Genomic DNA, 21,948 nt, shown 5'->3' with positions numbered 1-21,948 from the left:
TCCCGCTGTATGTCGCATCCCCGACAGGCCTGCAACCAACGTGTTGCCCCAGGAGTTAGCGAAGGCAAACGTTTAACATATGAGTTATCAGGAGTTTACGATATGGTCTGGAGTGACATCTAATGGCAACGATTAAGGACGTAGCGAAGCGCGCAAACGTTTCCACTACCACTGTGTCACATGTCATTAACAAGACCCGTTTTGTGGCGGAAGAGACGCGCAATGCCGTTTGGGCAGCCATCAAAGAGCTGCACTATTCACCGAGCGCCGTGGCGCGTAGCCTGAAGGTCAACCACACCAAATCTATCGGCCTGCTTGCGACCTCAAGCGAAGCCCCTTATTTTGCGGAAATTATTGAATCCGTTGAGAACAGCTGTTTCGCCAAAGGTTACACCCTGATTCTGGGCAACGCGCACAACAACTTTGAAAAGCAGCGCGCTTACCTGTCCATGATGGCGCAAAAACGCGTGGACGGGCTGCTGGTCATGTGTTCCGAATACCCTGACACACTGCTTTCAACCCTGGAAGAGTACCGCCATATTCCGATGGTGGTGATGGACTGGGGCGAAGCCCGCGCAGACTTTACCGATTCCGTGGTCGATAACGCCTTCCACGGCGGCTACCTCGCGGGTCGCTACCTGATTGAACGCGGCCATCGCGATATCGGTGCTATCCCGGGTCAACTGGAACGTAACACCGGCGGCGGCCGCCATGCAGGGTTCCTGAAGGCGCTTGAAGAAGCCAATATCAAAGTGCCTGATAACTGGGTAGTTCAGGGTGATTTCGAACCGGAATCGGGTTATCGCGCCATGCAGCAGCTGCTTAACCAGCCGCATCGCCCTACCGCTGTTTTCTGTGGCGGCGATATTATGGCGATGGGTGCGATTTGCGCCGCTGATGAAATGGGGCTGCGCGTGCCGCAGGACATTTCTATCATCGGCTACGACAACGTGCGCAACGCCCGCTATTTCTCTCCGGCGCTGACCACTATCCACCAGCCGAAAGAGCGCCTGGGCGAAACGGCGTTTAACATGCTGCTCGACCGTATCATTAATAAACGCGAAGAGTCGCAGACGATTGAAGTTCATCCGCGTCTGATTGAACGCCGCTCGGTGGCCGACGGCCCGTTCCGCGATTACCGCCGCTAAGCCTCTTCGGGGGCCGGGAATACGTTACCCGGCTCCTGCAACCACTCCTGATTCATCGTTTCACTATCGCCCAAATAGTCCAGCAACCAGCTCAGCGCGGGCGAAGCATCATCCTGCCGCCAGGTCAGGCAGCAGGCCGCGTCCGGGAATGGATTTTCCAGCAGCAGCTCTTTCCAGTCTCCCCTGACGAGCCACGGCTGGGCAATGTGCGTTGGCACCATACCAATGCATAATCCCGCCGTCAGGCAATCCTCCCCCGACGCCCAGTCCGGTACCACCACGCGGCGCTGGTTGTCGAGCAGCCAGGTAATGCGCTTGGGAAGTGAACGGGAGGTATCTTCCAACACCAAAGACGGCCAGGGGCGAATGTCATCATCCAGAATGATACCTTCCCGTTGCGCAAGCGGATGGCCAGCGGAAACCACGCAGCGCCAGCTAAGCGCCCCCATGTCCCGAAATGCGTAGCGCCCCCCGACCGGGATCGCCTGCGTGGCGCCAATCGCCGCCTCAACTCGCCCGTCGGCCAGCGCGTCCCACACGCCGTTGAACACTTCCTGGGAAACCCTTAATTCGATATCCGGAAAATGACGATAAAAATCCAGCACCAGCTGGCGGGTTCGCTCAGGTTTAACGATATTGTCTACTGCAATAGACAGATGCCCGCGCCAGCCGTTGGCTATCTGCTGGCACTGCTGGCGCGTTGCCATCATTTTTTTGATAACAGATCGGCCTTCTTTGAGAAAAAATGCCCCGGCGGCGGTCAGCTCAACGTCCCGATGACGCCGTTCAAACAGCGGCACGGCCAGCCATTCTTCAAGCTGCCGTACCGTATAGCTGATGGCAGACGGCACGCGATGCAACTCCTGGGCCGCACCGCTAAAGCTGCCGTTTCGCGCCACGGCATCAACCACTTCCAGCGAATATTCAGACCACATATTTCTGCCTGCAAAAAATTTGAATGCAATTTGCAAATATTAGCGTTTCACAAGCGGTTTTGCACTCCGTAGACTCCTGCCCCGTTAACCTGCTATCAAAATCAAGAGTGAAATATGCAACCATCAAAGGGATTTCTTATCTGGCTTGCGGGGCTGAGCGTGCTGGGTTTCCTGGCCACCGACATGTACCTGCCCGCCTTCGCCGCCATTCAACAAGATCTGGGTACCACCGCCTCCGCCGTGAGTGCCAGCCTGAGTCTGTTCCTCGCCGGCTTTGCTTTTGCCCAGTTGATGTGGGGCCCGCTTTCCGACCGCTTCGGGCGTAAGCCTGTGCTGTTGATTGGCCTGGCCATGTTTGCCGCCGGCTGTATCGGGATGCTTTGGGTGCAGGATGCCACCACGCTGCTGGTGCTGCGCTTTATTCAGGCCGTGGGCGTCTGCTCGGCCGCAGTTAGCTGGCAGGCCCTGGTGACCGACTATTATCCTGCCAACCGCGCTGGCCGTATTTTTGCCACCATCATGCCGCTGGTCGGGCTTTCTCCGGCGCTGGCCCCGCTGCTCGGCAGCTGGCTGCTGAACCATTTTGAATGGCAGGCCATTTTCGCCGTGCTGTTCGTGGTCGCTTTGCTGTTGATGATCCCCACGCTGCGCCTCAAGCCCCGGACTCAGCACCACGAGCAAACCGAAGACAATAAAGTCAGCTTCTTCTCTTTATTACGTTCCCGCGTTTACGGCGGCAACGTGCTGATTTACGCCGCCTGTTCCGCCAGCTTTTTCGCCTGGCTCACCGGCTCGCCGTTTATTCTGAATGAGATGGGCTACAGCCCCGCGGCAATAGGCCTGAGCTACATGCCGCAGACTGTCGCTTTCCTGGTCGGGGGCTATGGCTGCCGCAGCGCGCTGCAAAAGTGGAGCGGCAAACAGCTGCTGCCCTGGCTGCTGGCCCTGTATGCCCTGAGCGTGGTAGCCACCTGGGGCGTAGCGGTGAGTGGCCATGCTGACCTGACGCTGCTGCTTATCCCGTTCTGCGTGATGGCCGCGGCGAACGGTGCCATCTACCCTATCGTGGTTGCCTCTGCCCTGCTGCCTTTCCCACAGGCAACCGGGAAAGCCGCAGCGCTGCAAAACACCCTGCAGCTTGGGCTTTGCTTCCTGGCAAGCTTAATGGTTTCCTGGCTGGTCACGACACCGCTGCTGACCACCACCAGCGTGATGCTGGCGACAATCCTGCTTGCCGGTCTGGGCTATGCCCTGCAGCACACGGCCCAACGAGAAGCACAAAACAAGGGCCACAGCGAGTTGTCCCGCGCACAGTAACCTGCATGATAATGTGAATGTTGTGTGATTAGCTTGCTAACAATATTCCATTGAACCCTCAATTAAACGGGCTTATAGTAATTGCGGTTCTACTATAAGTCTTATCAATTTTATTTTGCGGGAGCCGGAGCGCTTTCGTTTTTCCATGGATGGCCTTTCAGTAAGGGAGAATCCCCCCTTTCTCTGTTCTACGTCGGATATCAGGCACGCGGAATTTTCCGTGAGAGTTCTCACAAGCCGAGAATAGCGTCTACGCTGTTTTAAGGTTCTGATCACAACAAGGTGATGGAGAAGCTATGAGTTCATCGTGTATAGAAGAAGTGAGCGTACGAGATAACGAATGGTATCGTATCGCAAATGAAATGCTGAGCCGGGCAGGCATTACCCTCAACGGCCCAAATCCTTTTGATATTCAGGTCAAAAATCCAAACTTTTTTAAACGCGTTCTGCAGGAAGGTTCTCTCGGCCTTGGTGAAAGCTATATGGACGGCTGGTGGGAATGCGAACGGCTGGATATCTTTTTCACCAAAGTCCTGCGTGCCGGACTGGAAAACCAACTGCCCCACCATTTCAAAGATACCCTGCGCATTGCGGCGGCAAGACTGGTTAATCTGCAGTCTAAGAAACGCGCCTGGATAGTCGGTAAAGAGCATTACGATCTTGGCAACGATCTGTTCAGCCGGATGCTGGACAAGCACATGCAATATTCCTGCGGTTACTGGAAAGACGCGACAAATCTCAGCGACGCGCAGGATGCCAAGCTCAAAATGATCTGCGAAAAACTGCAGCTTAAGCCCGGCATGAAGCTGCTGGATATCGGCTGCGGCTGGGGCGGTTTGGCCGAGTTTGCTGCGCGCAACTATGCCGTATCCGTCTTTGGCGTGACTATCTCTGCGGAACAACAAAAAATGGCCCAGGAGCGGTGCAAAGGTCTGGATGTCACCATCCTTTTGCAGGATTACCGCGATCTGAACGAACAATTTGACCGCATTGTTTCCGTCGGGATGTTTGAGCACGTCGGGCCTAAAAATTATGCCACCTACTTTGACGTTGCCGACCGCAACCTCAAGCCGGACGGCATTTTCCTGCTGCACACAATAGGTTCTAAAAGGACCGACAATAATGTCGATCCGTGGATCAATAAGTACATTTTCCCCAACGGTTGTCTGCCGTCGGTGCGGCAGATTGCCGATGCCAGCGAGCCGCATTTTGTGATGGAAGACTGGCACAACTTCGGTGCCGACTATGACAAAACGCTGATGGCCTGGTACGAACGTTTTCTGGCAACCTGGCCTGAAATCGAAGGAAACTATTCTGAGCGCTTTAAACGGATGTTTAGCTACTACCTGAATGCCTGTGCAGGTGCCTTCCGGGCACGTGACATTCAGCTCTGGCAGGTTGTTTTCAGCCGGGGCATTGAGCACGGCCTGCGCGTACCACGCTAAAATAAACCCGGTGAATGCCGGGTTTTTTCTTTTTCAATTGTCTCTCCTTGCGCACCGATGTGATTTACCTCACATGTTTAGTCCTGTCTGCGCTTAGCGGCTTGATCTGCTTAACAGATATCATTTCCTGGGATAGAAACCGGTTTCATCAATCACAGACAATCATGACATTAGCCGCATCAATGATTGCCTGCCGGAGATGGCAGGTCAGACCGTGAGGACAACGATGAAATACGCATTTCCTGAGCATTTCTGGTGGGGCAGCGCAGCCTCCGGCCCACAAACCGAGGGCGAAGCGCTGAACTTTGGCAAATCTGAAACCATCTGGGACCGATGGTTCGCCGAGCAGCCTAACCGTTTCCACCACGGCGTCGGGCCGCAAAACACCTCAACTTTTTATCAGCGCTGGAAGCAGGACATCGCCCTGCTGAAAAAACTCAATCACAATACTTTCCGCACCTCCATTTCCTGGGCTCGTCTGATTCCCGACGGCACGGGTGAAGTTAACCCGCTGGCGGTTGAGTTCTATAACCAGGTGATTGACGAACTGTTGGCTCAGGGCATTAAGCCGTTTATCAACCTGTACCACTTTGATATGCCGATGGTAATGCAGGAAAAAGGCGGCTGGGAAAGCCGTGAAGTGGTTGATGCCTACGCTGCCTACGCCAATACCTGTTTCGAGCTTTTCGGCGATCGCGTGAAGCACTGGTTTACCTTCAACGAGCCCGTTGTTCCGGTTGAGTGCGGCTACCTCTATGATTACCACTACCCTAACGTGGTGGATTTCAACCGAGCAGTAACCGTCGCCTACCACACCATGATTGCCCATGCGAAAGCGGTTAAGGCTTACCATGCCCGCAACGATGACGGCCAGATTGGTATCATTCTCAACCTGACGCCTTCTTACCCTCGTTCGCAAAACCCGGCTGACGTCAAAGCGGCAAATCTGGCCGACCTGATGTTTAACCGCAGCTTCCTCGACCCGGCACTGCGCGGTGAGTATCCTGCTGACCTGGTCGCGTTCCTGAAAGAGCATGATAAACTTCCAGCCTGCCAGCCTGAAGACAAAGCTTTGCTCGCCGCGGGCGTCGTAGACTTACTGGGGATTAACTATTACCAGCCGCGCCGCATTAAGTGCCGTGATACGCTGGTTAACCCGGAAAGTCCGTTTATGCCGGAGTGGTTCTTTGAGTCCTACGAAATGCCGGGTCGTAAAATGAACCCTTACCGCGGCTGGGAAATTTACGAGCGTGGGATCTACGATATTCTCACCAACCTGCGTGAAAATTACGGCAACCCGGCCTGTTATATTTCAGAAAACGGTATGGGCGTTGAAAACGAGCAGCGCTTTATCGACAACGGCCAAATCAACGATGATTATCGGATTGATTTCGTCCGCGATCACCTGAAGTGGCTGCATAAGGGTATCAGCGAAGGCAGCAACTGCCTTGGTTACCACATGTGGACCTTTATCGATAACTGGTCGTGGTGTAACGCCTACAAAAACCGCTATGGCTTTGTGTCGCTGGATCTTAATACCCAGCAGCGCACGATTAAGAAAAGCGGCGAGTGGTTTATGAAAACCGCCGCCGAAAACGGGTTTAACGAAGAAGATTAATCCTGGTTAAGAACGAGAGACGGGGCCAAATGGCCCCGTTTTTTATGGCTAGAGTATTTACTCGCCGGCAGGAAGCGCCGCCGCCATGGCCGCCTCACGGCTCGCCAGCACGCGCTCCACGGTGTCGACAATCGCCTGGGTCTGCGGGTCAATTTCAATGTTCACGCGCTGCCCCAACTTTTTAGCACCAAGCGTAGTGCGCTCAAGCGTTTCAGGGATCAGGTGCACGCAAAAACGCGTGGCGGTTACCTCGCCCACCGTCAGGCTAATCCCGTCGATGCCCACATAACCTTTATAGAGGATATATTTCATCAGGGTCTTATCCTGAATCTTAAACCAGATTTGGCGGTTATTTTCTGAGGTCAAAATTTTTGAAATTTCGGCCGTAGTCATAATATGACCAGACATTAAATGCCCGCCGATTTCGTCGTTAAATTTGGCTGCCCGCTCGACGTTCACGCTGTCGCCCACGCTTAGTTCACCAAGATTGGTGATGCGCAACGTCTCTTTCATTAAATCAAAGCTGACGTGATTGCCGTTAATTTCGGTTACGGTCAGGCAGCAGCCGTTATGCGCCACCGAGGCCCCGGTTTCGAGGTCTGGCAGCATTTCAGTCGGCATATCAATCACGTGAGTGCGGAAATTCGGTTTCTCATCGATGGAAACCAGGGTCGCCGTGCCCTGCACAATACCTGTAAACATCTAAAAACTCCTGGCAATTCGCAGGCGGTAACGCTACCGCCATTAACAGACATTTTCGCACTTTAGCAGTTGGAAAATCAGCTTGCCAGTGCGGGGCGTGCACTGACTCTATTTTTGACTGGCGTATAAATAAACTCCCGCTACAATAGACTGGTTATTTCCCCAGTTCATCTTCTTGCTGCCTGTTTTGGCGGCTTTTTTAGTCTCTCATACATATAAAAATAATCAGGTGTAATCATGCAGAAGTACCTCACCGAAGCTCGCCAGCTCCTTGCCCTCGCGATACCTGTCATCATCGCGCAGGTCGCTCAAACTGCAATGGGATTCGTCGATACCGTAATGGCCGGCGGCTACAGCGCCACCGACATGGCCGCCGTGGCTATCGGCACCTCCATCTGGCTGCCCGCTATTCTGTTCGGCCACGGGCTGCTATTGGCCTTAACGCCAACCGTTGCGCAACTCAACGGTTCGGCACGCCGCGACCGCATTGCGCACCAGGTTCGCCAGGGGTTCTGGCTGGCTGGCATGGTTTCCGTGCTGGTGATGGTGGTGTTGTGGAACGCGGGCCATATCATCCACGCCATGCACAATATCGACCCTGAGCTGGCGGATAAAGCCGTCCGCTATCTCCGCGCGCTATTGTGGGGGGCGCCGGGTTACCTGTTCTTCCAGGTAGGACGTAACCAGTGTGAAGGGCTCGCCAAAACCAAGCCGGGTATGGTGATGGGCTTTATCGGCCTGCTGGTCAATATTCCGGTTAACTACGTCTTTATTTATGGTCATTTCGGGATGCCCGAACTGGGCGGCGTGGGTTGCGGCGTGGCAACGGCGGCGGTGTACTGGGTCATGTTCTTCAGCATGCTTTCCTATATGAAGAAAGCCCGTTCGATGCGCGACATCAAAAACCCGGAAGGTTTCAGCAAGCCGGACTGGGCGGTGGTCAAGCGCCTGAGTCAGCTCGGGCTGCCGATTGCCCTGGCGTTGTTCTTTGAAGTTACGCTGTTTGCCGTTGTCGCCCTGCTGGTTTCTCCTCTGGGTATCACCGACGTTGCCGGGCACCAGATTGCCCTCAACTTCAGCTCGTTGATGTTTGTACTGCCGCTATCGTTGGGGGCCGCGGTGACCATTCGCGTCGGTTTCCGTCTTGGTCAGGGCTCAACTCTGGATGCACAAATCGCCGCCCGCACGGGGGTTGGCGTGGCCATTTGCCTGGCAATGTGCACCGCAATGTTTACCGTCATTTTCCGGGAACACATTGCCCTGCTGTACAACGACAACCCGGCAGTTGTCGCGCTGGCGGCGCATCTGATGCTGCTGGCGGCAATTTACCAGATCTCCGACTCAATCCAGGTGATTGGCAGCGGCGTTCTGCGTGGCTACAAAGATACGCGCTCGATCTTCTTTATTACATTCATCGCGTACTGGGTGCTGGGGCTGCCAGGTGGCTATATTCTGGGGTTAACCGACTGGGTCGTCGAACCGATGGGCCCAGCCGGGTTCTGGATCGGCTTTATTATCGGTCTGACTTCCGCGGCGATTATGATGATGCTGCGTATGCGCTGGCTGCAGCGTCAGCCTTCCGTCACAATCCTGCAGCGCGCCGCACGTTAATTAAACAACAGTAGCCGCATCCGCGGCTACTTTCTCTCCATTCTGCGCAGATGCTCGGCAATCGTGTGAAATCTGGAATAAAATTGCGAGTTTTCCCTTGCAAGCCCCGAGGTGTATCGCTAATATTCGTCCCCGCTGTCGCCAAGACAACAATGCGTTCATAGCTCAGTTGGTTAGAGCACCACCTTGACATGGTGGGGGTCGTTGGTTCGAGTCCAATTGAACGCACCATTTTCAAATATATCAGTGCGTCCGTAGCTCAGTTGGTTAGAGCACCACCTTGACATGGTGGGGGTCGGTGGTTCGAGTCCACTCGGACGCACCATATTTGCTAAAGCAGTTCCCTTCTTTAATTTGTTTTTCTTCAAGCTGATAAATTCCAAATCGCATTTTTACACGCAAGCACGTAGCGCATGAAAACGTCATTTTTAGCGTTTTGAGCGTCCGGCAGTGTTTTGGGATGCGAAAGCCCGAAAGGTTGCATATCATAAAGCGAGTTATTCACTAAACCACGACAGGTGACTTATGGAAATCGATCTCGATAATCTGGTGTTTTCCGGGTTAGATGAAGCCGAAGCGCGCAACGCCGAGCGCCAGGAAGACGCAGACAAAAAAGCTCAGGCCGTTGTGGCCGATGATGACTGCGGCGACGCCTGCAAAATCTGATAAAAAACCGGCTTACTCAGCCGGTTTTTTTATGTTACGCCGTTCTTCTCACGGCAATACATTTCACTTCCACCAGCAGCCCCGGACGAGCCAGTTCAGACACGCCGACGCAGGTCCAGGCACAGTGCCCTCGCGGAAACAGCTCGTCTTTCACTTCACGAAAAACATCCATATGTTCTTTCATATCTACATGGTAAGTGGTCATTTCCACAACGTCTTCAAAGCTGCAGCCCGCGGCCTGAAGGACCAGATGCAGGTTTTCCCAGCAGGCCGTAAACTGCGCCCTTGGTCAGCTATCACCTGTAAATCAGGCGTACGCCCAACCTGCCCGGCACAATAAACCGTGTTACCTACCACCACCGCTGGCGCATAACCCGCCCGTTCAGCAAGTACTTGCATGGACGGTGGCATAATAATCTCTCTGTCTGACACGACTGTCTCTCCCAATAATTTATAGGCGCGCAATTCGCACGCCGGCAGATGAATTATTCTTATATCACCCGATGTTGGCCGGGTTTAGCGCATCTTCGAAGAATCTTATCGCGTTTCGCAGTGCCTGGTCTGCCTCCGGTAAGATCCCCGCAAACAAATGCCAGACGTGAAACATTTCCGGCCAAACTTCTAGCGTGGTGCGAACCCGGCTTTCGCTCATGTGGGATGCAAGGCGAATAGCATCGCTCAGCATCACTTCGTTTTCACCAACCTGTATCAGCGTGGGAGAAAGGCCTTGTACATCGGCAAAAACCGGAGAGGCATCCGGATGTGTAGGCAGCTCTCCGGCAAGGAAACTTCGCGCCAGTTGGTTCAGGAAAGCGACGCTGCATAAAGGATCCAGCCCATCCCTGACCATTGCAGACGTGCCGCTATGCGTTAAGTTAGCCCACGGTGAAATAGCCACTGCGGCGGCGGGTAATGCCAGGCCAGCATCGCGCGCTTTACGCATCAGCGTGACAACCATCGCCCCACCGGCAGAATCCCCCGAAATCATCAGCGATCGCGGGTTTGCCCCCTCCTCAAGCAAGGCTCGGTAGGCCTGAAAGACATCATCAATTGGCGTCGGGAAAGGAAACTCAGGCGCCTGACGATAATCTACCGCATACACTTTAGCCTTCAAGGCGCGAGCATAACGCCCGGTTAATCCCCGATATGCTTCTACCCCACCGTGAACGTAGCCTCCACCATGAATATAAATCATCACCCGACCCTCAATGACTTCCGCAGGCGTGACCAACATTGCACCAATGCCGCCCAGGCTGACATCAGCAAAGGTTGCGCCCTCCACGGCAGGGAACAACTCATCCAACTGCCTCACATAGTCAGCCCGAACCTCTTTCCAGTCAGCATCAGACTGGCCATATACCTTCTTCACAACCGGCCCGGCGGCTTTTATCCAGCCCTTAAGGGCTGCCTGTGCATTATCAGGAAGCATTTCTTTCTCCATTGTCTACTGTGATTAAACAAAAAAGATTATGCTTAATGATTTGACGAAAGAGGTTCGCCAATGCCGCTCCACCCAGGCACTAAAAACCATTCAGACCTCGATCTCGGCAGCCTGCGAGTTTTCGTGGCTATCGCGGAAAGCGGGAGCTTTGTCGCCGGAGGAAAGGCGCTGGGGTTAACCCGCTCAGCCGCAGGTAAAGCGATTGCACGCCTTGAAGCGCAGTTGGAAACACGACTATTTAATCGCACAACGAGAAGCGTCGCTCTGACCCGCGATGGCTACGGTTTTTATGAACGCTGTGCGCAGATTTTGCAGGATATTGAAGAAGCGGAAGCCAGTGTCCGGCAGAATTTTTCCAGCCCCAGCGGAGTGCTTCGGCTCAGCGTCCCGGAAACGTGGGGCAAAGTCGTGCTGCTACCTTTTCTGAAGGACATCATGGCGGCCTACCCGAGACTGGATATTGAAGTCAATTTCACCGACCGCGTGGTGGACCTCGTCGCGGAGGGGGTCGATCTCAGCCTCCGGCTGGGTGATTTACCGAAAGATTCGCAGCTTATTGCTCGAACCGTGCAGCACATTCGCCCTCATCTGTTTGCTTCCCCGGACTACCTGGCCAGTTCAGGTATGCCGGGTTCGCCGGAAGATCTTCACCTGCACCAGCGGCTGATTTACGGCCTGAGCCCTCAAACGACAAACTGGACGCTGTTCACGGCCAGCAATGAGAGCGTGGTGATTGAAGGGCACAGCAGGATCCGCTTCGACAGCGGAGAGGCTATTTGCGCCGCCGCTGTGGCAGGCTTAGGCATTGCTTTTCTGCCAGCTTTTCTCGTTGCCCGGCATGTCGCAGAGGGCACACTGGTGCCTGTACTGCCTGAATTAGGCGGCACGCCACTGAGCGTGAACGTGGTGTACCCTAATCGGAAAAATCTGGCAGCCAAAGTGAGGCTGTTTATCGACAGCCTGGTGAAGCATATGGACCATTAACAACATCCCGATGAAATGATTTGGGGATTACAGGCCCTAATCCTGCGATCCTAACCCCGTGAATAACGCCATCAGTTCCCGCGGCGCATCAGCCGCAAACCCCATGGCAAAATTCGCGGCAGACTCCTGCTGAAAACGAACGGTTCGTGCAGCCATTGCCTCCTGATAGACCTTAAAAGCATCCTCCAGGCTGGAAGGCTGGGAAATGATGGCATGGGCGAGATCGACGGCATCCGCCATCGCCAGATTCACGCCCTCCCCGGCAAAAGGCGACATAACATGCGCGGCATCACCAATCAGGGTCACATTTCCCTCTGCCTCCCAGAACTCCCCGGTAGGTAACACATAGATCGGCCTGGCAACCAGCGGCCCCTCACTGTTGACTAACATCTCGCGGTAGCATTCGCCCCAGTCACGGTAGTGTTCAGCCAGTTCATCACGAGTAAAGGTTCTGCGCGATTGCGCTTCCGGTACGGGAATGGCGGCATAGGCTGAAATCTCGTCTCCAGGTTCACAGTGAGCCATGATGCCCCGGCCTTCACTCAGAGCAAACAACGAGCCCTTGTCCACCAGCGCTTTCACAGCAGGATATTGCTGGCTTACGTTCGGGTAGCGCAGCTCAACAAAAGTTATCCCGGAATAAAGCGGTTTCTGAGCCGTTAACAAAGGCCTGACCTTCGACCACGCACCGTCAGCTCCCACCAGGGCATCGCAAATATGCGTGCTGCCGTCATCCAGCTTAAGATGAAAGCCTGTTCCTTTTGGTTCAATGGACGTGACCCGGCTGTTCCAACTGATGATCCCCTCAGGCAAGGCCTCTACCACTAGCTTGCGCAACGCGCCACGGTCAACTTCCGGGCGGGAGCCATCACCTTCATCCTGATACAAGATATGGCCGTTTTTATCACGCATCAGCGTTGCATCCGCCCCCTCCAGCACCAGAGCCATTGCGGCTTCATACAATCCCGCCGCTCGAAGTGCAGGTTTACCCGTGCCTTCGTTCAGATTGAGCATGCCACCCTGATGGCGTGAATCCAGAGAAGCATCGGCCTCAAGGATGCAGACCGCAATACCCTGGCGGTGCAACATGTAAGCCAGCAGCGGCCCTGCCACGCCAGCGCCAATAATGGTTATCATAAAAATGCCTCTGACTGTCGGAGAGGAAACGGTTTTATCAGCAGCCAGATTGAAAAGCCAGCCAGAACAAGCAATAAAAAGCTCAAACATTCACCGGACAGTCTCGACGGGGCTTGTCAACATCCCGATCGCCCGTCATAATGTTGTCTCTTCTCGCTAAAGAAGATAAAACAATAATTAATTCAGTAGGTTATTGTTTTATAAACCGCATTAAATGCGTTCATAGCTCAGTTGGTTAGAGCACCACCTTGACATGGTGGGGGTCGTTGGTTCGAGTCCAATTGAACGCACCATTTCTTTTTGTTTTCATCATCTCTGAAAACGCTCAAACATCTGGCAACGCCCTGATAACAACTCGCTGTAAAACTGTGCACTCCGTCGCTGAATCAACGGTTTTGATTCCTTTTCCAGCCAGATTTATCTATACTACGCCCGTTCTTAACTTGAATGGTTTCAGCTCATTGGACTCCTTTTTTATACAACAACATCGTCTAACGCTTTCCCCTGCTGAACCACAAGCACACTTTCCTCTGCACGCTTTATTTCTGTCACCTATCCTTACCAGGTGCCACTTTCAACACCACAGTATTCTTTTAAGCTCCGGCAGCCCGATCTCCCGGAACACGATTTCAACATTCCTCCTCAACTTATAGATAAGACTGTCATGAAAAAGACTAAAATCGTTTGCACCATCGGTCCAAAAACCGAATCCGAAGAGATGCTGACTAAAATGCTCGACGCGGGCATGAACGTTATGCGTCTGAACTTCTCCCACGGTGACTATGAAGAACACGGTCAGCGCATCAAAAACCTGCGCAACGTCGTCGCTAAAACCGGTAAAAAGGCCGCTATCCTGCTGGACACCAAAGGGCCAGAAATCCGTACCATCAAGCTGGAAGGCGGTAACGACGTCTCCCTGAAAGCAGGCCAGACCTTTACCTTCACCACCGACAAATCCGTGGTTGGCAACAGCGAAATCGTCGCAGTGACCTACGAAGGCTTCACCAATGACCTGACCGTGGGCAACACCGTTCTGGTGGACGATGGTCTGATCGGCATGGAAGTCACCGCCATCGAAGGCAACAAAGTTATCTGTAAAGTGCTGAACAACGGCGACCTCGGCGAGAACAAAGGCGTTAACCTGCCGGGCGTGTCCATCGCACTGCCAGCGCTGGCTGAGAAAGACAAACAGGATCTGATCTTCGGCTGCGAACAGGCCGTTGATTTCGTCGCAGCCTCCTTCATCCGTAAGCGTTCTGACGTGGTTGAAATTCGTGAGCACCTGAAAGCCCACGGCGGCGAGAAGATCCAGATCATCTCCAAAATCGAAAACCAGGAAGGCCTGAACAACTTCGACGAGATCCTCGAAGCGTCTGACGGCATCATGGTTGCTCGTGGCGACCTGGGCGTTGAAATCCCGGTGGAAGAAGTTATCTTCGCGCAGAAGATGATGATCGAGAAATGCGTTCGTGCACGTAAAGTGGTTATCACCGCAACCCAGATGCTCGACTCCATGATCAAAAACCCGCGCCCTACCCGCGCAGAAGCCGGTGACGTTGCTAACGCCATCATCGACGGCACTGACGCAGTTATGCTGTCCGGTGAGTCTGCAAAAGGTAAATACCCGCTGGAAGCTGTGACCATCATGGCAACCATCTGCGAGCGTACCGACCGCGTGATGACCAGCCGCCTGGACAACAGCAACGACAGCCGCAAACTGCGCATCACCGAAGCCGTTTGCCGTGGCGCTGTTGAAACCGCAGAAAAACTGGAAGCCCCGCTGATCGTGGTTGCGACCCAGGGCGGTAAATCCGCTAAAGCCGTACGTAAATACTTCCCGAACGCGACTATTCTGGCCCTGACCACCAACGAAGTAACCGCGCGTCAGCTGGTGCTGAGCAAAGGCGTTGTTACCCAGATGGTGAAAGAAATTGCCTCCACCGACGACTTCTACCGCCTGGGTAAAGAAGTGGCGCTGGAAAGCGGCCTGGCTCGTAAAGGCGACATCGTGGTGATGGTTTCTGGTGCGCTGGTCCCAAGCGGCACCACTAACACCGCTTCAGTGCATGTTCTGTAATTGACTTGTTAACAATTTAATTACTCAAAAAGCGCCTTAGGGCGCTTTTTTTATATCACTTACCGTCAGATCTTAATAAAAATGCAAATCGGATTTTACTATTTAAGCTCACTTTTAATTAAGATGAATCCGATGAAATTCCCCTGTTTTCTCTCTTTTTTTTAACTTTCCGGCTCCGTTCGGTGCTTCTTTGAGCGAACGATCAAATTTAGGTGTATTCCCGACAAAAAATTATTCTCATCACAAAAAAGTTTGTGTAATACTTGTAACGCTACATGGAGATTAACTCAATCTAGAGGGTATTAATAATGAATCGTACTAAACTGGTACTGGGCGCGGTAATCCTGGCTTCTACTATGCTGGCAGGTTGTTCTTCTAACGCTAAAATCGATCAACTGTCTTCTGACGTTCAGACTCTGAACGCTAAAGTTGATCAGCTGAGCAACGACGTGAACGCAGTGCGTTCTGACGTTCAGGCTGCTAAAGACGACGCCGCTCGCGCTAACCAGCGTCTGGACAACCAGGCTCACTCTTACCGTAAGTAAGAGTCACTGGTATAAAATGGCGCACAATGTGCGCCATTTTTTTTGCCCGTTATTTATCCCCACCAGCTACTGTGTCGCGCTCGTCGCCTCTTCCGCATTTACCACGCCATTCCTCGCCGATTGCCCCCCTATCGTTGCCGCAGGTGTTTGCCCTGCAGATACCACAACGGGATACCCCGCACGCCTGTAAAGCGCCTTCTCCACTAACGCTTTCTCCACGCCGCTAGCGGCCCGGAACTCGCTAAAGCCAGCGGGGAGCGCGTAAGGCATAGTTTGCGTGTTCTGCTGCTCATCCTGAGAAAGCGGCCGATGGACTTCGACATAGCGAACGCCGTTTGGCTCAACGGAGAATTTCACCGGATCGTTAATCACCCGCACCGTCGTACCGGTTCTCGTTTGTTCAAACAGGGCTTTTATGTCGGGGGCATTCATCCTGATACAGCCGGAGCTGACGCGCAGCCCCACGCTGTCCGGCGCGCTCGTACCATGGATCAGGTATTCACCATTGCCGTAGGCCAGCCGCATGGCGAATCTCCCCAGAGGGTTATTAGGCCCGGCAGGCACGACAGGTGGCAGCTTGATCCCTTTTTCCAGGGAGCGCTGACGAATACCGGCGGTAGGTGTCCAGGTAGGATTTGGGATCTTTTGCCCAATCCTGGTGGTCATCAGCGGCGTTTCCAGCCCCTGCAGACCAATCCCAATCGGGTAAACCTGCACAATGTTTTGCCCCGGCGGGAAGTAATACAGCCTCAGCTCAGCCAGATTCACCACAATCCCCTCACGCGGCACGTCCGGTAGCAGCAACTGGCTGGGGATGGTCAGCACCGTGCCGGGTTTAGGCACCGGCGCAATAGTATTATTGGCCTCCAGCAGCAGCATCGCGCCAGTGTCAAAACGCCGGGCAATGGCCTGCAGGTTGCGATCGCCTTCCTGTACGGTATAAGTCTGGTTTTGGCCAATCAGGCGGCTACCTTCCGGCGGTAAGGGATAATCAAGGGCTAAAGCGGGCTGAATGGCGCTTAGTGCACCGATGATGGCTAGTGTGAGTAAAGACGCGTATTTCATACTTTTTATTCCTGTAGTCGCACTGGCGGGCGCCAGCAGGCTGAAAGACAAGCGAGGCAGAAAACCGCCTCGCAAAACAGGACCATAGGTATGATTAAGTTTAGCTAACTTAAATGAGATTGGTGGCTTGGTTGCGAATTGCGCGAATCATCGCTTCCAGCCCCTGAGAGCGGGACGGCGTCAGATGCTGTGCGAGCGCCATTTTTTCAAACCACGGGCGCACATCAAACGCCACGATATCCTGCGGCGTCATCTGCTGATAGAGAATAAATACGATGGCGATCAGCCCCTTAACGATAGCGGCATCGCTGTCGCCCTCAAGCGTAATCACCCCGTCGGGCTGCTGGTGCATCACTATCCATACCTGGCTCTGGCAGCCCTGAATAATATGCTCCGACTTGTGCTGCTCCGCCGCCAGTTCCGGCAGGCGGCTGCCCAGCTCGATAATGTAGAGATACTTCTCTTCCCAGTTCGCACAGCGGCTGAAGTTTTTTAGCAGTTTGTCTTTATCCGGCAGCGTGGCCATGACCGTCTCCGTTATCCTAACAGGCTGTGGATGCGCTGCAGTCCGGCGACCAGGCGATCCACTTCTCGTTCGGTATTGTACATGGCAAAGGAGGCGCGGCACATGGCCGGTACGCTGTAGAACGCCATCAGCGGCATGGCGCAATGGTGTCCGGTGCGAACCGCAATGCCGTAGTTGTCGAGGAAGCTACCGACGTCATAGGCATGATGTTTCCCGAGATTAAACGCCAGCACGCCACGGCGCTCTGCAGGGCCGTATACGGTGAGATCGGGCACGGCCTGCAGCGCGTTTTGCGCGTAGCGCATCAGGTTGCGTTCATACTCGCCAATCGCCTCCATGCCCAGCCCTTCAACGTAGCTCAACGCTGCCCCAAGGCCGATAATGCCAGCCGTGTTAGGCGTCCCGGCTTCAAAGCGCCACGGGGCTGCAGCGTAAGTCGTCCCTGCCGTCAGGCTGACGGTAGCAATCATTGAACCACCGCCTTCCCACGGCGGCATATCCTGCAGGATGTTTTCTTTCACATACAACACGCCAATCCCTGTTGGCCCGTAAATCTTGTGCCCGGAGAAAAGATAAAAATCGCAGTCCAGCGCCGCCATATCCGTGGCGTGGTGCATCACCGCCTGAGCACCATCCACCAGCACTTTGACCCCCGCCTGATGCGCGATAGCGATCATCTCCTTCACCGGGTTTTCGGTACCGAGCACGTTAGAAACGTGGGCAATTGCCAGCAGTTTTGTTCGCTCATCAATCAACGTCGGGAAGACTTCAAGCTGCAGCGTGCCATCCTGGTTGAGTGGAATAACACGCAGCTCTGCGCCGGTACGCTCACATAGCATCTGCCACGGCACGATGTTAGCGTGGTGCTCCATGGCGCTGATGATGATGTTATCCCCGGCCTGAACGTTGGCGTTGCCCCAGCTGTTGGCTACGAGGTTTATCCCCTCGGTGGTGCCACGCACAAAGACAATCTCTTCTGGCTTAGCGGCGTTGACGAAACGTGCAGCCTGACTGCGCACGTTTTCCATCAGCGTGGTCGCTTCCGCGCTCAGAGTATGAATCCCCCGGTGCACTGCGGCATACCCATTGCGATAAAACTCAAGCTCTGCGTCGATGACAACCTGCGGCTTCTGCGCGCTGGCCGCGCTGTCCAGATAGGCCAGCGGCTGGCCGTTGACCTCACGGCTCAGGATCGGAAAATCAGCCCTGACCTGCTCGATTGAAAAACTCATGCCTCGCCCCCTGCAAAGCGCCGGGCGATACGTGCCAGCACCTGCTGTTTTAAGGCCTCGTCGCGAATACTTTCGGTAAGCTCTGCGACAAAGGCGAAAATTATCATCTGCTGCGCAGCCTGTTCGCTGATACCACGGGAGCGCAGGTAGAACATCTGTTCGTCATCAATGCGCCCAATGGTCGCGCCATGGCTGCACTTCACGTCATCGGCGTAGATTTCCAGCTGTGGCTTGGTGTCCACTTCTGCCAGGCGGCCAAGCAACAGGTTGTTGTTGGTCATCTGCCCGTCGGTTTTGATCGCGTGCTGAGCCACTTTGATCATGCCGTTAAACACCGCCCGGCCTTTATCACGCACGATGGTTTTGTGCAGCTGGCGGCTGTTGCAGTAGCCCTTGTTGTGCTCAAGCCAGGTTCGGGTGTCGCACACTTCGTTATTTACCGGCAGCGCCAGGCTGTTGATGTGCAGCTGGTTGTTCTCGCCGTTAAGCTGCGTGCTGGTATTGTGGCGCAGCACCGCGGCCCCCAACAGGAAGCTGTGGCTGCTCACCGTCGAGTCCTGCTCAATCAGCAGGTCGTTGTGCGCAAAGTGATAGCTGGCGGCATTTTCAAACGCCAGCTTGTAGTGGCTAAGCTGCGCGTTAGCGGCCACTTCGGCGGTAAACCGTGCACCGGTGAAATGCGCCGCCTCGTCAAGGCTGACGAAGTGCTCGATCACCGTGGCCTGAGCGCCCTGCTCAAGGATCAGGTGGTGACGGTAATGCGCCGTCGTCATCTCCTGCGCCGCGCTTCCGCGCGTGACGTGCATTAGTAACAGCGCTTTTTCAGGCTGCGTGTTACGCGCCACGCGGATATGCGTCACGGTCTCCGCCAGGCTTTCCGTCAGATGCAGGAACACTTCGCCCTGAACGGGCGCGGGCAACGTCTGGCGGTTATCGTCGATGCTAATGACAAAACCGCTGTCGGCAAGGTCATCGCTCAGTTCGGCGCTGAAACGTCCGTCAACAAACACCAGCCGCAGCGCGTTTACGGGCAGAGCAAGCTCGTCACGCTGTTGCGCACTTAAAGGCGACTGAGGCGCAAAGACAAACTGGTTGTTCAGCAACCCGTCGAGCGGCGTGTATTTCCAGTTTTCATGCTTACGCGTCGGCAACCCGAGGCGCAACAGCTGCTGCATATGCTGCTGAGCCACCTGCGAGCGGCCAGTCCCCTGGGATTCAAACAGATGATGCCACTGCTGGAGCGCGTTGCCGTTACTGCTGTTCGGTAAGCCAGCCATAACCCTGCTCCTCCAGTTGTTTCACCAGGCTGAAATCGCCAGATTTAACGATGCGCCCCTGATACAGCACGTGAACAAAGTCCGGCTTGATGTAGTCGAGGATGCGCTGGTAGTGGGTGACCACGATAAATGAACGCTTGCCGTCGCGCAGGGAGTTAACGCCTTCGGCAACAATCTTCAACGCATCGATATCCAGCCCGGAGTCGGTTTCATCGAGAATACAGAGCTCTGGCTCCAGCACCGCCATTTGCAGAATGTCGTTGCGCTTTTTCTCGCCGCCAGAGAAGCCAACGTTCACCGAACGAGTCAGCAAATCTTCCGGCATTTGCAGCAGTTTGATTTTCTCTTCCATCAGATCCTGGAAATCAAAGCGATCCAGGGACTCAAGGCCCCGGTATTCCCGGACCGCATTCAGCGCGGTTTGCAGGAAGAACTGGTTGCTGACGCCGGGAATTTCCACCGGGTACTGGAAGGCCATAAAAATACCTTCCCCGGAGCGGTCTTCCGGCGACAGTTCCAGCAAATCCTTGCCGTTGAACTGCACCGAACCACCAGTCACTTCATAGTCCTCACGCCCGGCAAGCGTGGCGGATAAGGTACTTTTCCCGGAACCGTTTGGCCCCATGATGGCGTGGACTTCGCCCGGCTTCACTTCAAGGTTTAAGCCACGCAGGATCTCTTTGTCCTCAACGCTGACCTGTAAATCTTTAATGCTTAACATAGTTTTCCCTTAATCCTTAACCGACGCTGTGTTCGAGGCTGATGGCTAATAATTTTTGTGCTTCCACCGCGAATTCGAGCGGTAACTCTGAGAACACGTCTTTGCAGAACCCGTTGACGATCATCGAGATGGCGTCGTCTTCGCTGATCCCACGCTGCAGGCAGTAGAACAGTTGATCTTCACCAATGCGGGACGTGGTGGCTTCGTGCTCCAGCTGTGCCGTGTTGTTGCGGCACTCCACGTACGGGAAGGTGTGCGCCCCGCTGTCCGGCCCGATCAACATCGAGTCGCACTGGGTGAAGTTACGGGCGTTGGTCGCGGTGGGCATGATTTTCACCAGGCCACGATAGCTGTTCTGGCTATGGCCGGCGGAGATCCCCTTCGAGATGATCGTCGATTTGGTGTTCTTGCCGATGTGGATCATTTTCGTGCCGGTGTCCGCCTGCTGATGGCCGGAGGTCAGCGCCACGGAGAAGAACTCGCCGATGGAGTTGTCGCCACGCAGGATCACACTCGGGTACTTCCAGGTGATGGCGGAGCCGGTTTCCGACTGCGTCCAGGACATCTTGCTGTTCTCACCTTCGCACAGCGCGCGCTTAGTCACGAAGTTCAGGATGCCGCCGGTGTTGTTATCCCCCGGGAACCAGTTTTGCACCGTGGAGTACTTCACTTCCGCATCGCGGTGAATAATCACTTCCACGACTGCCGCGTGCAGCTGGTAACTGTCGCGTACCGGCGCCGAGCACCCTTCTATGTAGCTCACGTAGCTGCCTTCATCCGCCACCAGAATGGTGCGTTCGAACTGACCGGTTTTTTCCGCGTTGATACGGAAATAGGTGGACAGTTCCATCGGGCAACGCACGCCTTTCGGGATGTAAATAAAGGTGCCGTCGGACGCCACCGCGGCGTTAAGCGCGGCGAAGAAGTTGTCGTTCGACGGCACGACAGTACCCAGGTATTTTTTGACCAGTTCCGGGTAATCGTGGATCGCCTCACCGAAGGAGCAGAAGATAATGCCCTGTTCAGAGAGTTTTTCACGGTAAGTGGTTGCGACGGAGACGGAGTCAAAAATGGCATCGACCGCCACTTCGCTGCCTTCGCGCACCGGCACGCCCAGTTGCTTAAACGCGTCTTCGACTTCGTTAGTCAGGAAGGCGTTAGGCGGCTGCTGAACCGCGCCGGGCTGTGAGGCACAGGTATCGTCGCAGCTCCCACAGGAAGGCGCTGAGTAATAGCTGTAATCCTGGTAATTCAGTTTGTCGTAATTCGCCTTCAGCCAGTGAGGCTCTTCCATTTTTAGCCATGCATGGAAGGCATTGAGACGAAACTCCAGCATCCATTCGGGTTCGTTACGACGGGCAGATATTGCCCGAACCACCTCTTCATTTATGCCCTTCGCCAGCTGCTCGGTCTGCAGCTCGGTGAAAAAGCCCTCTTTATAATTGAGGTTGCCGGTCCAGGTTTTGACATCGTCAGTTGCTTCAGTATTACGAGACATAGT

20 protein-coding genes and 3 tRNA genes are annotated in these 21,948 nt (G+C 54.5%); 12 read left to right on the top strand and 11 right to left on the bottom strand.

Features of this window, described 5'->3' with window-relative positions:
- Positions 1 to 122: 122 nt before the first annotated feature.
- Complete coding sequence (gene purR / locus LH86_RS13895) at positions 123 to 1,148, top strand: HTH-type transcriptional repressor PurR (RefSeq protein WP_039292484.1); 1,026 nt, start codon at positions 123 to 125, stop codon at positions 1,146 to 1,148.
- On the opposite strand, the gene punR is transcribed toward purR, so the two are convergent.
- Entirely contained in the window at positions 1,145 to 2,083 is a 939-nt protein-coding gene (gene punR / locus LH86_RS13890) for a DNA-binding transcriptional activator PunR (protein ID WP_039302354.1), read from the bottom strand. The two genes, purR and punR, sit on opposite strands and share 4 nt — an antisense overlap.
- A 114-nt stretch (positions 2,084 to 2,197) precedes the next feature.
- Between punR and punC the strand changes: the two genes are divergently transcribed.
- From punC to LH86_RS13875, 3 genes are all read left to right on the top strand, one after another.
- On the top strand, positions 2,198 to 3,400 hold the full coding sequence (gene punC / locus LH86_RS13885) for a purine nucleoside transporter PunC (RefSeq protein ID WP_039302351.1): 1,203 nt from the start codon (positions 2,198 to 2,200) through the stop codon (positions 3,398 to 3,400).
- A 296-nt stretch (positions 3,401 to 3,696) separates the two neighbouring features.
- Complete coding sequence (gene cfa, locus LH86_RS13880; protein WP_039302349.1) at positions 3,697 to 4,845, top strand: cyclopropane fatty acyl phospholipid synthase; 1,149 nt, start codon at positions 3,697 to 3,699, stop codon at positions 4,843 to 4,845.
- A gap of 226 nt (positions 4,846 to 5,071) precedes the next feature.
- The gene (locus LH86_RS13875; protein ID WP_039302346.1) at positions 5,072 to 6,463 is read left to right on the top strand and encodes a glycoside hydrolase family 1 protein; all 1,392 of its coding nucleotides are present in this window, start codon (positions 5,072 to 5,074) and stop codon (positions 6,461 to 6,463) included.
- 57 nt (positions 6,464 to 6,520) lie between these two features.
- On the opposite strand, the gene LH86_RS13870 is transcribed toward LH86_RS13875, so the two are convergent.
- Positions 6,521 to 7,165: a riboflavin synthase gene (locus LH86_RS13870; RefSeq protein WP_039302343.1), complete on the bottom strand. Its 645-nt coding sequence runs from the start codon at positions 7,163 to 7,165 to the stop codon at positions 6,521 to 6,523.
- A gap of 237 nt (positions 7,166 to 7,402) precedes the next feature.
- Between LH86_RS13870 and mdtK the strand changes: the two genes are divergently transcribed.
- From mdtK to LH86_RS22595, 4 genes are all read left to right on the top strand, one after another.
- Positions 7,403 to 8,776, top strand: coding sequence for an MdtK family multidrug efflux MATE transporter (mdtK, locus tag LH86_RS13865; protein ID WP_039302340.1), 1,374 nt, complete (start codon positions 7,403 to 7,405; stop codon positions 8,774 to 8,776).
- 154 nt (positions 8,777 to 8,930) lie between these two features.
- Positions 8,931 to 9,007, top strand: a tRNA-Val gene (locus LH86_RS13860).
- Between the two features lie 17 nt (positions 9,008 to 9,024).
- Positions 9,025 to 9,101: transfer RNA gene (locus LH86_RS13855), tRNA-Val, on the top strand.
- Between the two features lie 200 nt (positions 9,102 to 9,301).
- Entirely contained in the window at positions 9,302 to 9,442 is a 141-nt protein-coding gene (locus LH86_RS22595; protein ID WP_096754119.1) for a hypothetical protein, read from the top strand.
- Positions 9,443 to 9,476: 34 nt separating this feature from the next.
- Here the strand turns inward: LH86_RS22595 and LH86_RS22820 are convergent, their stop codons facing one another.
- Positions 9,477 to 9,692, bottom strand: a complete 216-nt coding sequence (locus LH86_RS22820) for a Rid family hydrolase (RefSeq protein WP_231562736.1) — start codon at positions 9,690 to 9,692, stop codon at positions 9,477 to 9,479.
- Between the two features lie 246 nt (positions 9,693 to 9,938).
- Entirely contained in the window at positions 9,939 to 10,871 is a 933-nt protein-coding gene (locus LH86_RS13845) for an alpha/beta hydrolase (RefSeq protein WP_039302336.1), read from the bottom strand.
- 72 nt (positions 10,872 to 10,943) lie between these two features.
- Here LH86_RS13845 and LH86_RS13840 point away from each other — a divergent pair, with 72 nt between their 5' ends.
- A complete protein-coding gene (locus tag LH86_RS13840) occupies positions 10,944 to 11,867 on the top strand; it encodes a LysR family transcriptional regulator (protein WP_052045584.1) in 924 nt (307 codons plus the stop codon).
- Between the two features lie 36 nt (positions 11,868 to 11,903).
- Here the strand turns inward: LH86_RS13840 and LH86_RS13835 are convergent, their stop codons facing one another.
- Positions 11,904 to 13,004, bottom strand: a complete 1,101-nt coding sequence (locus LH86_RS13835; protein WP_039306188.1) for an FAD-dependent oxidoreductase — start codon at positions 13,002 to 13,004, stop codon at positions 11,904 to 11,906.
- 216 nt (positions 13,005 to 13,220) lie between these two features.
- Between LH86_RS13835 and LH86_RS13830 the strand changes: the two genes are divergently transcribed.
- From LH86_RS13830 to LH86_RS13820, 3 genes are all read left to right on the top strand, one after another.
- Positions 13,221 to 13,297: transfer RNA gene (locus tag LH86_RS13830), tRNA-Val, on the top strand.
- Positions 13,298 to 13,668: 371 nt separating this feature from the next.
- A complete protein-coding gene (pykF, locus tag LH86_RS13825) occupies positions 13,669 to 15,081 on the top strand; it encodes a pyruvate kinase PykF (RefSeq protein WP_039302333.1) in 1,413 nt (470 codons plus the stop codon).
- A gap of 308 nt (positions 15,082 to 15,389) precedes the next feature.
- Positions 15,390 to 15,626 (top strand): major outer membrane lipoprotein, encoded by a 237-nt coding sequence (locus tag LH86_RS13820; RefSeq protein WP_008456504.1) that lies wholly within the window; start codon positions 15,390 to 15,392, stop codon positions 15,624 to 15,626.
- A gap of 66 nt (positions 15,627 to 15,692) precedes the next feature.
- Here LH86_RS13820 and ldtE read toward each other — a convergent pair whose 3' ends face one another.
- From ldtE to sufB, 6 genes are all read right to left on the bottom strand, one after another.
- Positions 15,693 to 16,691 carry a L,D-transpeptidase LdtE gene (ldtE, locus tag LH86_RS13815; protein WP_039302331.1) on the bottom strand — a complete coding sequence of 333 codons (999 nt, stop codon included), beginning with the start codon at positions 16,689 to 16,691 and terminating at the stop codon, positions 15,693 to 15,695.
- Between the two features lie 109 nt (positions 16,692 to 16,800).
- On the bottom strand, positions 16,801 to 17,217 hold the full coding sequence (gene sufE / locus LH86_RS13810) for a cysteine desulfuration protein SufE (protein ID WP_039302329.1): 417 nt from the start codon (positions 17,215 to 17,217) through the stop codon (positions 16,801 to 16,803).
- A gap of 11 nt (positions 17,218 to 17,228) precedes the next feature.
- Positions 17,229 to 18,449, bottom strand: coding sequence for a cysteine desulfurase SufS (gene sufS / locus LH86_RS13805; protein ID WP_039302327.1), 1,221 nt, complete (start codon positions 18,447 to 18,449; stop codon positions 17,229 to 17,231).
- Complete coding sequence (gene sufD, locus LH86_RS13800; RefSeq protein ID WP_039302325.1) at positions 18,446 to 19,726, bottom strand: Fe-S cluster assembly protein SufD; 1,281 nt, start codon at positions 19,724 to 19,726, stop codon at positions 18,446 to 18,448. The genes sufS and sufD overlap by 4 nt, the downstream gene beginning before the upstream one ends.
- Positions 19,701 to 20,447 (bottom strand): Fe-S cluster assembly ATPase SufC, encoded by a 747-nt coding sequence (gene sufC / locus LH86_RS13795; protein WP_008456510.1) that lies wholly within the window; start codon positions 20,445 to 20,447, stop codon positions 19,701 to 19,703. The genes sufD and sufC overlap by 26 nt, the downstream gene beginning before the upstream one ends.
- Before the next feature lie 16 nt (positions 20,448 to 20,463).
- Positions 20,464 to 21,945, bottom strand: coding sequence for a Fe-S cluster assembly protein SufB (gene sufB, locus LH86_RS13790; protein ID WP_008456512.1), 1,482 nt, complete (start codon positions 21,943 to 21,945; stop codon positions 20,464 to 20,466).
- Positions 21,946 to 21,948 lie beyond the last annotated feature (3 nt).

Source organism: Cedecea neteri (genome assembly GCF_000758325.1).
Taxonomy (GTDB): domain Bacteria; phylum Pseudomonadota; class Gammaproteobacteria; order Enterobacterales; family Enterobacteriaceae; genus Cedecea; species Cedecea neteri_B.
This window is presented reverse-complemented; position numbering and strand designations above follow the sequence as displayed.

Excerpts from the sequence above, each read along its gene's own strand:
- purR (WP_039292484.1), top strand. The coding sequence starts at position 123 with ATGGCAACGATTAAGGACGTAGCGAAGCGCGCAAACGTTTCCACTACC.
- punR (WP_039302354.1), bottom strand. The coding sequence starts at position 2,083 with ATGTGGTCTGAATATTCGCTGGAAGTGGTTGATGCCGTGGCGCGAAAC.
- punC (WP_039302351.1), top strand. The coding sequence starts at position 2,198 with ATGCAACCATCAAAGGGATTTCTTATCTGGCTTGCGGGGCTGAGCGTG.
- cfa (WP_039302349.1), top strand. The coding sequence starts at position 3,697 with ATGAGTTCATCGTGTATAGAAGAAGTGAGCGTACGAGATAACGAATGG.
- LH86_RS13875 (WP_039302346.1), top strand. The coding sequence starts at position 5,072 with ATGAAATACGCATTTCCTGAGCATTTCTGGTGGGGCAGCGCAGCCTCC.
- LH86_RS13870 (WP_039302343.1), bottom strand. The coding sequence starts at position 7,165 with ATGTTTACAGGTATTGTGCAGGGCACGGCGACCCTGGTTTCCATCGAT.
- mdtK (WP_039302340.1), top strand. The coding sequence starts at position 7,403 with ATGCAGAAGTACCTCACCGAAGCTCGCCAGCTCCTTGCCCTCGCGATA.
- LH86_RS22595 (WP_096754119.1), top strand. The coding sequence starts at position 9,302 with ATGGAAATCGATCTCGATAATCTGGTGTTTTCCGGGTTAGATGAAGCC.
- LH86_RS13845 (WP_039302336.1), bottom strand. The coding sequence starts at position 10,871 with ATGCTTCCTGATAATGCACAGGCAGCCCTTAAGGGCTGGATAAAAGCC.
- LH86_RS13840 (WP_052045584.1), top strand. The coding sequence starts at position 10,944 with ATGCCGCTCCACCCAGGCACTAAAAACCATTCAGACCTCGATCTCGGC.
- LH86_RS13835 (WP_039306188.1), bottom strand. The coding sequence starts at position 13,004 with ATGATAACCATTATTGGCGCTGGCGTGGCAGGGCCGCTGCTGGCTTAC.
- pykF (WP_039302333.1), top strand. The coding sequence starts at position 13,669 with ATGAAAAAGACTAAAATCGTTTGCACCATCGGTCCAAAAACCGAATCC.
- LH86_RS13820 (WP_008456504.1), top strand. The coding sequence starts at position 15,390 with ATGAATCGTACTAAACTGGTACTGGGCGCGGTAATCCTGGCTTCTACT.
- ldtE (WP_039302331.1), bottom strand. The coding sequence starts at position 16,691 with ATGAAATACGCGTCTTTACTCACACTAGCCATCATCGGTGCACTAAGC.
- sufE (WP_039302329.1), bottom strand. The coding sequence starts at position 17,217 with ATGGCCACGCTGCCGGATAAAGACAAACTGCTAAAAAACTTCAGCCGC.
- sufS (WP_039302327.1), bottom strand. The coding sequence starts at position 18,449 with ATGAGTTTTTCAATCGAGCAGGTCAGGGCTGATTTTCCGATCCTGAGC.
- sufD (WP_039302325.1), bottom strand. The coding sequence starts at position 19,726 with ATGGCTGGCTTACCGAACAGCAGTAACGGCAACGCGCTCCAGCAGTGG.
- sufC (WP_008456510.1), bottom strand. The coding sequence starts at position 20,447 with ATGTTAAGCATTAAAGATTTACAGGTCAGCGTTGAGGACAAAGAGATC.
- sufB (WP_008456512.1), bottom strand. The coding sequence starts at position 21,945 with ATGTCTCGTAATACTGAAGCAACTGACGATGTCAAAACCTGGACCGGC.